The organism is Flavobacterium sp. (assembly GCF_046296355.1).
Lineage (GTDB): Bacteria > Bacteroidota > Bacteroidia > Flavobacteriales > Flavobacteriaceae > Flavobacterium.
The window spans coordinates 1-11,326 of record NZ_JBKBLM010000018.1; the positions used below are offsets into that span (position 1 = coordinate 1).

Below are 11,326 nucleotides of genomic sequence, written 5' to 3' on the forward strand. Positions count from 1 at the left end.
GATCTAAACGCAAAGTTCCGTTTACGGTTATGGTTGGATTAGTGGTCAAAGTCAAAGCACCGGCTATACTCAAAGTACCGCCAACAGCAATTGCTCTATAAGCATTGGTAGCCATAACAACTGTAGTGCCCGAAGCAATGTTCACGTTTCTCGGAGCACCTACTGCCGCTGGCCAATAGGTATGGAAATTTTGCACCGTATAAGTACCACCTGTATTAAAATTCAAAATACCATTGGTACCATAAGATAAATTATTCCCATCGGCATAACCGCTTGCGTTGATTTCAAATGTACCGTTGATGTTGGTCGTTCCGTTATTGGTATAAGTTAAACTGCCTGTGGCCAATGTTCCTCCAACATTTACAGTAGTGGTAGTTCCCGCATTTCTCGTTCTGTAAGTAGCGCTATCCATAGTTACTTTATGACCACTGTTGATAGTAGCATTGTCTGCCGAAGTTGGCACTACACCACCAACCCAAGTAGCGGTATCAGACCAGTTTCCGGTTTGAGCTGAAGTGATTCCGGCGGTATTTACAGAACCACCAAATTGTAATGATAATTCACCCGCAGTTAATGATCTTCCTATGGCAAAAGTTCCGGTTGTTGCTGTAGCTCCCCAACCAATTAATCTAAAAGTAATAACTGTTCCGGATGTTACATTCTGTAAAGCAGGAATCCCGGCTAAACTTATCTGAGTTTGAGCAACTCCACCTGTTGTTGTTGATGTAAAAGATATATCACTTCCTATCTGCGTAAATGTAGTACCATCAGTACTATAATACCAAGCGAAAGCGTTTGGACCTGTACCTGAACGTCTAAACTTAGCGTCTAGCGTTGATAGAGAAAGAGTAAAACCTGAGTTAGGCGTAACCGTAAAAGAATATCCTCTGTTGTTTGTAACAGCATCTGGTTTCGCACCACCATTAGGAAAATTTGTAGAAGCTAAAGCATTTGCTAAAGCAACAGTATTCAAACCACCATTTCTGGTTAATGGCGTATAAGTTAAATTAGCATTTGCCGAAGCATTTGGACTAAATGAGGCTTCAGTTCCTAGTGCTCCATTAAAATCCCAAGCAAAGATTTGCCCGTAAGACGTTGAAGTTGAAGCAGTAAAAAGGGCAATTACAAAAAGTAAAATTCTAAATTTCATATAATTTTATAAAACGTTTCATAGTCATTAGCGATTTTTGCGCACAAAAAAAGGTCAAGACAATTTGAGGTAGGAATTAGGGCGTACAAAACTACATCTAAATTACTAAAAAACAAGGGGTTTGGTTTAAGAAATGATTAAGTAATCAACATTTTTATTGACAATTTGGGGTATTGCTTTCAAATTGAAACGGTTGCACGGTAAAACATCGGTTAAATCTTATGACGGGCTATGGTGAGTTAGTGTTTTGGCTTACGTTTTTTGTAGGCTTTTGAGCGACAGTTGTGATTGGAGAGTTACACAGAGATTCACGGGGGGAAAAAGAGATTCACGGAGTGAAGAGTGGTCAGTGGTCAGTGTTCAGTTGCTTTGCTCCCGATAGCTATCGGGATTGCGGTTAAACTTTTTACACAGATAAAAAATCCGTGAAAATCCGTAGTACCTGCCTGTCGGCAGACAGGTCCGTGTCATCTGTGTGCTAAATCTAACCTGAAACACCGCTTTCCTTACCCGGAACATCGGTTTCCTAACCTGGAACACCACAATCCCAACTCAGAACAGCACGATTCCAACTTGGAGCAGTACAATCCTAACTTAGAGCAGCACGATTCCAACTCGGGAAACCACTTTCCTTACTTGGAGCAGCACTATCCCAACTTGGGAAACCACAATTCCACCTACGAAACCACTATCCCAACTTAGGGAACCGCGATTCCAACGCAGAGCAGCGCTGCGGAGCGCATTGAAACACCCGCAAAACCCTTTTCCCTTCTCCCCAAAATTCCCTACTTTTACCCCAACTACAAAAACCCATGACCGAAAAACCAACCCTATCCGAAGCCACGCTCAAACTGGAATATTACTGTTCCTACCAAGAGCGTTGTCACCGGGAAGTGGTGGATAAGTTGTACCAACTGGGAATGAAAAGCGAGGAGATTGATACGATAGTGGTGCATTTGCTCCAACACAATTTCCTCAACGAAGAGCGCTTCGCCCGAAGTTTCGCCCGAGGCAAACACCGCATCAAGCTTTGGGGCAAAATCAGGATTGTCAACGAACTCAAAGCCCGACAAATCTCGGCACCCAATATCAAAGCCGCGTTAACCGAAATTACGGAAGAGCAATACCAGGAAACTTTCCACCAATTGGCCGACCGTCATTGGCACAGCCTAACCGAAAGAAAAGGTCAAAAAAAGAACAAGAAATTCTGCGATTATTTATTGCGCAGGGGTTGGGAAAGTCATCTCGTTTACGAGAAGATGAAGGAGTTGGAGGAGTAGTTGCGAGTGTAAGTTACACAGAGATTCACAGAGAAAAAAAGAGATACACGGGGTAAAAAGAGATTCACGGAGGAAAGAGTTTTCAGTCGCAATCGCAGGGAAAGTTTAACCTCAAAAGAACCAAAAGGATTCAAATAAAATTTACCATTAAGAAATTAAGGAAAATTAAGCCTTAATGAAAACCTTAATTTTCCTTAACTTCTTAATGTTTAATAAAACTCTGTGAATCTCTTTTTTACTCCGTGCATCTCTGTGTAACTGCAACTTAAAATTCTCTGCTTAACAACACACTAACCGCATTCCCGCCAAAACCGACAGCATTAATCAACACATTGCGAATTGCTTTGCGCGGATTAGGTTCTTCGATATATGGAATTCCGATAAAGGTTTGGTGTTGCATCATCAGTAGTGCCAACTCGATATTCAGCATGCCTGAGGCACCGAAAGTGTGGCCTATTTTCCATTTGTTGGTCGTAAGCATGGGCAAGTTTTTCCCGAAGACTTTTTGTATCGCTTTGTATTCTGAGGTGTCGCCTTTTAGCGTTCCCGGTGCGTGCATAACAATGGCGTCAACTTCGTCTAAAGCGGTATTTTGCAGCGCCATCGCCATCGATTTTTGAAAGCATTTAGCGTCTTCTGAGATGGAAATGTTGTGTTGTAAATCGTCTGTAGCATAGCCAATTCCGGTGATGTAACCTAAGGCTTTTTGGCTTTCGCCCAATTCTAAACAAGCCACAGAAGCTGCTTCGCCTAAGACCATGGAGTTTTTGGTTTTGGTCAAATCGAAGGCGCGACACGGCCATTGCTGTTCTTCATTGGCATAAATCTTCAAAGCTTGCATTTGGGCCAAAGTAAAAGCGGTCAATGGTGCTTCACTTCCACCCACCAAAAACTTAGTCGCCAGTCCCGATTGCAGCCAAGCCACGGCATTCAAAACCGCATGCAGAGCCGTAGAACACGTTATGGAATGCGAGATTTCGGGTCCGGCACTCTTTAAATCATGCGCCACCCACGAAGAGATATTGCCTAAAGTGGTGGTTGGCGAAGTTAATGTCGCGGTCATTCCGGTTTCAATAAATTCTTTATGGTATTTTTCAAACAATTGCGTAGCACCGCGAGAGGAACCAATGTTAATGCCGAAGTCGGAACCTTGTTGCCAACCTGCCTTTGCAATCGCTTGGCGCGATGCCAATATCGCGAGTAAAACCGTTTCGTCTAAGGCTTTGTATTTGATGTCTTCTTTGCGCAAGGCGTCGATTTCCTTTCTAACCTCTGCAGGAATCATCGCCACAAACTGACTTTTACCATTAAATTCCTTAGTAGAAATTAAAGTTTTAAGCGAAAGATAATGGGCCCAAATCGCTTCAGGATTATTTCCTAATGGCGAAATCGAAGCAAGAGAAGTAATGGCAATTTTGGTTTTCAACATGATTGTATTCTGAAGCGTAAAGGTCGTAAAACTCTTTGTTGTGAAAAAGATTTTACCACAAAAGAATCAAAAGGATTCAAAAGTCACAAAAGAGTTCTTTGAGTCTTTGTTTTTCTTTGTGCCTTTTGTGGTTTAAATCATCTCAACAGCGTCTTCAACTATACCATAAACCTTTTCCAGTTGTTCGTTTGAAATAATATACGGTGGCAAGATGTAAACGATATTCCCCACCGGTCGCAGGATTACGCCGTGTTCGATGAAGAAGTTATAGAGTTTCATTCGCATCGAACCATAGTAACTTTCGGCACCATCGGTTTTGATTTCTAAGGCGAAAATTACACCGAGTACACGAGTGGTTTTGACTTTAGGATGGCTATTCATTTTTTGGGCGAAAGCCAAATGTTGGGCATTGATACGCGTAATGTTGTTTTGCATTTCGGCTGTTTCCAACAAACCGATACTCGCCAAAGCCGCAGCACAACCCGTTGGATTCGCGGTAAAAGTATGTCCGTGAAAAAGCGCTTTGTTGACGTCATCATTGTAAAACCCGTCGAAGATTTCTTGGGCAAAAGTGGTAATCGCCATGGGAATTGTTCCGCCGGTCAACGCTTTCGACAAGCACATGATATCGGGTTTGTTTTGCAAATAATCACAAGCGAAAGTTTTCCCGGTTTTTCCGAAACCCGTCATGACTTCATCGGCTATGGTAAAGACTTGGTGTTTTTGACAAAGGGCAATCATTTGGTCTAAAACTTCGGCGGCATACATCACCATTCCTGCTGCACCTTGTACTAAAGGTTCGAAGATAAACGCGGCGTATTCTTTGGTCGCCACCAAATTGGTTAAAGCTTTCAAGCTGCGTTCTTCATTCCCAACTGTTGGCACCGGAATGCGCACGACTTCCAACATCGACCCTTGAAACGCTTCGGTATAAAAAGTAATACCGCTGGCTGCCATCGCACCGAAGGTATCGCCGTGAAAAGCATCTTCAAAAGCAATGACTTTAGTTCGTTTTGCGCCTTGGTTGTAATAGAATTGCAAAGCACCTTTGAGCGCTACTTCCACTGCGGTTGAGCCGTTATCGGAATAGAAGATTTTCTTTTGGTTGGCAGGCAAAATCGAAAGCAGTTTCTCAGACAATTCCACCGCTTTGTTATGGGTAAAACCTCCGAACAAAACGTGTTCTAAGGTCGTTAACTGCGTATAAATCGCATCGGCAATCACTTTGTTCGAATGACCAAACGGATTGACCCACCAAGACGCAATCGCATCGATAAATTCTTTACCGTTATCATCCCAAAGCAAAGCGCCTTCGCCTTTGACAATGGCGGGCAATAAACCGGTGGTTTTGTGTTGGGTATAAGGATGCCAGTTGTAGAGTTGGTCTTTTTCGGATAGTTTCATGCCGTTAAAGATTTAAAAGATTATCCCGAAACTTATCCGCGTAATAAGCAATTACGTTCGCGTCGAAATACGGTTCGTTATCAATTCTACCGATGCATTTTACACCAATTTTATTAAGGATAATATCTTCGGTGGCTTTGTTTTCGTCTCCTGAAAAAATGATGCCGGCAACTTTTATTTTTCGGTTTTGCAAGGCTTCGATCGTTAGTAACGTATGATTGATACTGCCTAAATAATGTCGGGACACGACAATCACTTTATGGTCTTTTTGGATTAAATCGATTACACATTCAGAATCATTTAATGGCACTAAAACGCCGCCAGCGCCTTCAATCACCAAATGGTTTTCAACTTTGGTTTCGACAATTTTATTTAAATCGATGCGCACACCGTCTTTGGCGGCAGCCAAATGTGGGCTTGCCGGAGTGTTGAGCGCATAAGCATTGGGGTGAAAAACAGATTTGGTATTCGATACCAATGCTCTAACTTTATGACTATCGGAATTATCTAAATCGCCGGCTTGTATGGGTTTCCAATAATCGGCTTCTAAGGCTTCCGTTACTATAGCGGACGCGACTGTTTTGCCTACATCGGTACCAATTCCTGTGATGAATATTTTCATATAAATTAGTTTCACAGAGATTCACAGAGTTTATTGGAGATTCACTGAGGTTTTCTCTGTGCATCTCTTTTTTTCTCCGTGTATCTCTGTGTAATTAAAACACAAAAGTAGCTAACAATTCCAAGACATTTGAGATTTCTTTTTCGGAATTGTAACTGTGCAAACAAAAGCGCAAGCGTTCTTGTCCTTCGGGAACGGTTGGGGATAAGATGGGTTTGACGTCAAAACCTTTTTTTTGCAATTGCGTTGCAATGCTTTTTACTTTGTCATTCCCGGGAATGATAGCGCATTGAATGGCCGATTTACTGTAAACGAACATGGGTTTTAATCCTAATCTCAGTTTCTCTTGATTGAAGAACAGGATGTTGTTTCTTAACGCTTGTAGTGCGGTTTTCTCTTTTGCCAAATGTTGGTACGCGACTAAAATTGTAGCCACACTATGAGGCGACAAACCTGTGGTATAAATAAAACTTCTGGCGAAGTTGACTAAATAGCTTTTGAGTTCGACACTACCTAAAATGGCGGCACCGTGACAACCTAATCCTTTTCCGAAGGTCATGATACGGGCGAAGACTTTGTCTTGTAGGCCCAAACTTTGAACGACGCCTTCACCTTGTTCTCCGAAAACACCGAGTGCGTGGGCTTCATCGATTACTAAATAGGCGTTGTACTTATTGGCTAAGGCAACGAGCTCTTCTAAGTTAGGGCAATCGCCGTCCATGGAGAAGACAGACTCGGTGACGATGTAGATGGTTGTTGGTTGTTGGTTGTTGGTTGTTGGTTGGAATCTGCTGAGTAGCCCTTCTAAATCTTCTAAATCGTTATGCCCAAATTTATAGGCTTTAGCATGGCTCATTTGGATGCCGTCACGGATAGACGCGTGGCACAATTCGTCGTATAGAATCACATCATTTCGTTGCGGCACGGCACTGAAAAACCCAACATTGGCATCGTAACCGGAGTTGAATATTAAAGCAGATTCGGATTGGTGGAAGTTGGCGATGTAACTTTCGGTAGCTTCATATAAATGGTGGTTTCCGGAAATTAGTCGGGAACCGGTGGCGCCGTTGCTTTTGATATTATTATCCAGAAGATATTGATGGGTTTGATTGAAAATAGTTTCACTGTGGGCAAACCCGATATAATCATTGGAGGCAAAATCTACCAAATCTTTGGCTACAGGTAGTTGGCGCAAAGCGTTGTTGGCTTGGCGTTGTTGGAGTTTAGCTTGAAGGGATTTTGGGAGTTTCATAGTGTTTCTTTTTCAACCCATTTATTGTTTCCTTTTTCGGTAGCTTCCAGTAAATCGATGTTAAGTTTTTTGGCAACCATGGTGCCAAATTTAAGTGCATGTTCTTCTTCGGCTAACTTATACATTTTGTAATGTTTGTTTTGTAGATACCATAGATTGACTTGATATTCCATTTCATCAACCTTAAATACAGAAACATAATCTAAATCGGGTACTTTTGATTTGACATCTTTTGAAAATGGGCCTACGCAAAATCTCGAAATTAAAAGGTCTTTATCAGTATCGATAAGAACGGATTTAGTACATGAATATGATATACCGGAAGCAAAAAGTAATATGGAAGATTTAAGAGCAATTGGAATTAGTCCTGCTGTCTTTAAATTCAATTCGTAATTTTGATAAAAAGGAATAAGCTCATATAATCTATAAATAGCAAAAGTAAAAAAGATAGCAGCTATTATCACCATTAAAAAAGGCCTTCTTCCTTCATGCACTACCAACTCATATTCTTTCAAGTTTTCTTCCATATTTCAAAAATAAAAAAAGCCCAACAATAATGCTGGGCTTTCTCTCTTTATTTTGAATCGTATTAGTCGGCTAATACAATTACTTTATTGTCTTTCATTTCAATAGTTCCTGAATTGATTTCCAGAGTGTAGTTTTGGTCGTTTACTTTGGTAAACTGCTCGGCTACTTCTTTGCCCAATTTAAAACTATCGGCAACGATTTTCACGGTACCTTGTTTTAGGATAGAAACTATAGGTGCGTGGTTGTTCAATACTTGGAACGAACCATTCACACCCGGTAAAGAAACTGAAGTAACTTCTCCTTTGAATAATGTAGCTTCCGGTGATACTATTTCTAAAATCATTTTTTTTAGTGATTAGTAATTAGTGATTAGTAATTAGCACCAACTGAATACTGCCAACTGCTAATTGCTAACTGATTATGCTTCTGCTAACATTTTTTGTCCAGCTTCGATTGCTTCTTCGATAGTTCCTTTCAAGTTGAAAGCTGCTTCCGGAAGGTGATCTAGCTCACCATCAATGATCATGTTGAATCCTTTGATGGTTTCTTTGATGTCAACCAATACTCCAGGAATACCGGTAAACTGCTCCGCTACGTGGAATGGTTGAGACAAGAAACGTTGTACACGACGCGCTCTTGATACGGCTAATTTATCTTCTTCAGACAATTCTTCCATACCTAAGATGGCGATGATATCTTGTAATTGTTTGTATTTCTGTAAAATCTCTTTTACTCTTTGTGCACAGTTGTAGTGCTCATCCCCTAAGATTTGAGCTGTAAGGATTCTTGAAGTAGAATCTAACGGGTCAACCGCAGGATAAATACCTAACTCAGCAATTTTACGAGACAATACTGTTGTTGCATCTAAGTGAGCAAAGGTTGTTGCCGGCGCCGGGTCAGTTAAGTCATCCGCAGGAACGTAAACCGCTTGTACAGAAGTAATCGAACCTTTGTTGGTTGATGTAATACGCTCTTGCATCGCACCCATTTCTGTGGCCAATGTTGGTTGGTAACCTACCGCAGATGGCATACGTCCTAATAACGCTGATACCTCAGAACCTGCTTGTGTAAAACGGAAGATGTTATCTACGAAGAACAATACATCTTTCCCTTGGTCAGAACCAGCACCATCACGGAAATACTCAGCGATAGATAATCCTGAAAGTGCTACACGAGCACGAGCTCCAGGTGGCTCATTCATTTGTCCGAATACGAAAGTAGCTTTAGACTCTCTCATTCCCGGTTTGTCTACTTTGGATAAATCCCATCCTCCATTTTCCATAGAGTGCATGAAATCGTCACCATATTTGATAATGCCTGACTCTAACATCTCACGAAGCAAGTCATTTCCTTCACGGGTTCTTTCTCCTACTCCAGCGAATACAGAAAGACCACCGTGACCTTTGGCGATATTGTTAATTAATTCTTGGATCAATACGGTTTTACCAACTCCGGCACCACCGAATAATCCAATTTTACCCCCTTTTGCATAAGGCTCGATTAGGTCGATTACTTTAATACCGGTGAATAAAACTTCTGTAGAGGTTGATAAATCTTCAAATTTCGGAGCCGGTCTGTGGATAGAAATTCCATCTTTACCTGCTTTTGGCAAATCTCCTAATCCATCGATAGCATCACCAATTACGTTGAACAAACGTCCGTAAACGTCAGCACCGATTGGCATTTGAATTGGCGCACCAGTAGCGTTTACTGCTGTTCCTCTAGACAAACCGTCGGTTGAGTCCATGGAAATCGTACGCACTGTGTTTTCACCAATGTGAGATTGAACTTCCAGAACTAAAATTGAACCATTTTTGTTAATGATTTCTAATGAGTCGTAAATTTTTGGCAACTCAACATCTTTAGTATCAAATACTACGTCAACTACCGGACCGATGATTTGCGAAACTTTTCCTATTGCTTTAGACATTGTTTATGTATTTATTAAATAGCTATTTAGGTTTAAAAAAAACACCTCTTTTTTCAGAGCGCAAAGGTAAAATTTCTATTTCGAAAAATCAATATTTGAAGTGAGTTTTTTTCTTTATTTTTTGATGAATTGTCAATTAAAAGCAAACATTGGGTTATGCCAAACAAAAAACCACCTGATTTCTCGGGTGGTTTTGGGAATATATAAATTTGGTTGGTTTAGAAATTAGCCGGATCCATTGGGTATAAAATTCTGTATAATCCGATGTTAACTCCTTTGAAGTTTGAACCGTAAGTGGCGTTGATGGCTCTAAAAAATTCATTAGCAATTAAAGCATATCCTCTTGGGCTAGGGTGAACACCATCTAAGGAGAATCCACCACCGGTTACATAAGCTGACGTTACTGTAAAGTTATTAGCGGTAATACCTCCTTGAGCGATTTGAGACTGTAATACATTGGCATTAACAAACGCTAACCCTTTTGCATTGGCAATAGACTCGATGCTTGCATTATAGGCATCAGTTGCTACTCTTACTTCTTGAATTTCTTCTTTAGACAGCACCCAGTTGTCAGCTAAAGGAACTGATACTCCATTTACTTGAGCAGGGTTTCCTCCTACAGTTGTTCCGATAACACTTCTTGCAGGCAATACAATTAAGTCTTCACTGGTCGCTTGTCTGTATGATGGAATTCCGAAACCTGATAAATTGGTCAAATAACTGTCTACCATAACCACACGATTGGTACTTGAAGCGGAGAAGGTAATAGTTCTTCTGGCTACTTCTGCTGCCGATAACAATCCGTTAGATTGAGCAAACAACAAACCGTTGTTGTAAGGTGCAAATCCGGCATTTAATTGGGCAGCTGTAGCGGCATCAAGCGGTACTGGATTATGAGGTACGGTTGTAAAGTAAGGAATGGTAGTTACATAAGGAAGATTGGCTACAACTCCTTTGGCTCCGTTAGCGGTTAATTGATCAACCAAGGTATTGTAAACACCGGCAAAAACAGTAGGATCAGTGATGTCATTAGCGCCATAAGTCGCCGGATTTGGATTCCCGGTTTGATTGGTTCCAGCACCACCTGAAGTAGCATAACTTAAAATATCATTATTTCCTATCCAAAGAGAGAAAAAGGTTGGGTCTTGTGCCAAAGCATCCGCTAAAACAGTTGTACTCGGACTTGAAGCAAAACGCACAAAATAAGGATTCGCTTGTCCGCTTAAAACTCCGGCAACATTACCGTAACCCGGTGCTAATAAATGGTAACTTTTAGCTCCCGGAACACCCATGTTATTGAATGGTCCTGAAAGAACGTTAGTTATGTCTGTAGTTGGTGGTCCTGTTACCGGTGCCGGTCCTGATCCGTTAAAGTATAATCTTGTCCCGGCGATAGGCGTTCCGCCAAGCAACAATCCGCCTGTGTTATCAGCCATGTAAGGAATTGTAAAATCCCCTCCTCCTACTAACGCAAACTGACTGGCTAAAATATTAGGGTAAGAACCTTCCTGACCGGCAATAAACAAAGCACTGTCAGAATATCCGGCCGTTAATGAATTTCCTAAAGAAACATATTTGGAAAAATCAGCGGTTCCTGCTGTAAGTGGTGTTCCGTCTGTTGAGTTAGGGTCAACAAAAGGCTCATCCTCACTATTACACGCTACAAAGGTTAAAGACACCAATAGTAGCCATTTGAAATTTTTTATCATAACTATTATAATTTAATAATTT

The 11,326-nt window shown here is 41.2% G+C and carries 10 protein-coding genes; 1 reads left to right on the forward strand and 9 read right to left on the reverse strand.

From position 1 onward, the window contains the following. The coding region (locus ACK4HO_RS08410; RefSeq protein WP_409664837.1) for a hypothetical protein at positions 1-1,150 on the reverse strand (1,150 nt) is incomplete at its 3' end. A gap of 812 nt (positions 1,151-1,962) precedes the next feature. Here ACK4HO_RS08410 and ACK4HO_RS08415 point away from each other — a divergent pair. Next, complete coding sequence (locus ACK4HO_RS08415) at positions 1,963-2,430, forward strand: regulatory protein RecX (protein WP_409664838.1); 468 nt, start codon at positions 1,963-1,965, stop codon at positions 2,428-2,430. 265 nt (positions 2,431-2,695) lie between these two features. On the opposite strand, the gene ACK4HO_RS08420 is transcribed toward ACK4HO_RS08415, so the two are convergent. From ACK4HO_RS08420 to ACK4HO_RS08455, 8 genes are all read right to left on the reverse strand, one after another. Continuing rightward, a complete protein-coding gene (locus ACK4HO_RS08420; protein WP_409664921.1) occupies positions 2,696-3,856 on the reverse strand; it encodes a beta-ketoacyl synthase N-terminal-like domain-containing protein in 1,161 nt (386 codons plus the stop codon). 135 nt (positions 3,857-3,991) lie between these two features. Then, a complete protein-coding gene (gene bioA, locus ACK4HO_RS08425; protein WP_409664840.1) occupies positions 3,992-5,263 on the reverse strand; it encodes an adenosylmethionine--8-amino-7-oxononanoate transaminase in 1,272 nt (423 codons plus the stop codon). Positions 5,264-5,267: 4 nt separating this feature from the next. After that, positions 5,268-5,885, reverse strand: coding sequence for a dethiobiotin synthase (gene bioD, locus ACK4HO_RS08430; protein ID WP_409664842.1), 618 nt, complete (start codon positions 5,883-5,885; stop codon positions 5,268-5,270). A gap of 94 nt (positions 5,886-5,979) precedes the next feature. Beyond that, complete coding sequence (locus tag ACK4HO_RS08435) at positions 5,980-7,137, reverse strand: aminotransferase class I/II-fold pyridoxal phosphate-dependent enzyme (protein ID WP_409664844.1); 1,158 nt, start codon at positions 7,135-7,137, stop codon at positions 5,980-5,982. After that, the gene (locus tag ACK4HO_RS08440) at positions 7,134-7,664 is read right to left on the reverse strand and encodes a hypothetical protein (protein ID WP_409664845.1); all 531 of its coding nucleotides are present in this window, start codon (positions 7,662-7,664) and stop codon (positions 7,134-7,136) included. Before ACK4HO_RS08440 ends, ACK4HO_RS08435 begins: the two co-directional genes overlap by 4 nt. Before the next feature lie 62 nt (positions 7,665-7,726). Further along, the gene (locus ACK4HO_RS08445) at positions 7,727-8,008 is read right to left on the reverse strand and encodes a F0F1 ATP synthase subunit epsilon (protein ID WP_409664847.1); all 282 of its coding nucleotides are present in this window, start codon (positions 8,006-8,008) and stop codon (positions 7,727-7,729) included. A 75-nt stretch (positions 8,009-8,083) separates the two neighbouring features. Then, the gene (gene atpD / locus ACK4HO_RS08450) at positions 8,084-9,595 is read right to left on the reverse strand and encodes a F0F1 ATP synthase subunit beta (RefSeq protein ID WP_409664849.1); all 1,512 of its coding nucleotides are present in this window, start codon (positions 9,593-9,595) and stop codon (positions 8,084-8,086) included. Between the two features lie 218 nt (positions 9,596-9,813). Then, complete coding sequence (locus ACK4HO_RS08455; RefSeq protein WP_409664851.1) at positions 9,814-11,304, reverse strand: SGNH/GDSL hydrolase family protein; 1,491 nt, start codon at positions 11,302-11,304, stop codon at positions 9,814-9,816. Positions 11,305-11,326: the final 22 nt, after the last annotated feature.

What these genes read in the sequence shown, in the direction of transcription:
- ACK4HO_RS08415 (WP_409664838.1), top strand. Translation starts at nt 1,963, where the DNA reads ATGACCGAAAAACCAACCCTATCCGAAGCCACGCTCAAACTGGAATAT.
- bioA (WP_409664840.1), bottom strand. Translation starts at nt 5,263, where the DNA reads ATGAAACTATCCGAAAAAGACCAACTCTACAACTGGCATCCTTATACC.
- bioD (WP_409664842.1), bottom strand. Translation starts at nt 5,885, where the DNA reads ATGAAAATATTCATCACAGGAATTGGTACCGATGTAGGCAAAACAGTC.
- ACK4HO_RS08435 (WP_409664844.1), bottom strand. Translation starts at nt 7,137, where the DNA reads ATGAAACTCCCAAAATCCCTTCAAGCTAAACTCCAACAACGCCAAGCC.
- ACK4HO_RS08440 (WP_409664845.1), bottom strand. Translation starts at nt 7,664, where the DNA reads ATGGAAGAAAACTTGAAAGAATATGAGTTGGTAGTGCATGAAGGAAGA.
- ACK4HO_RS08445 (WP_409664847.1), bottom strand. Translation starts at nt 8,008, where the DNA reads ATGATTTTAGAAATAGTATCACCGGAAGCTACATTATTCAAAGGAGAA.
- atpD (WP_409664849.1), bottom strand. Translation starts at nt 9,595, where the DNA reads ATGTCTAAAGCAATAGGAAAAGTTTCGCAAATCATCGGTCCGGTAGTT.
- ACK4HO_RS08455 (WP_409664851.1), bottom strand. Translation starts at nt 11,304, where the DNA reads ATGATAAAAAATTTCAAATGGCTACTATTGGTGTCTTTAACCTTTGTA.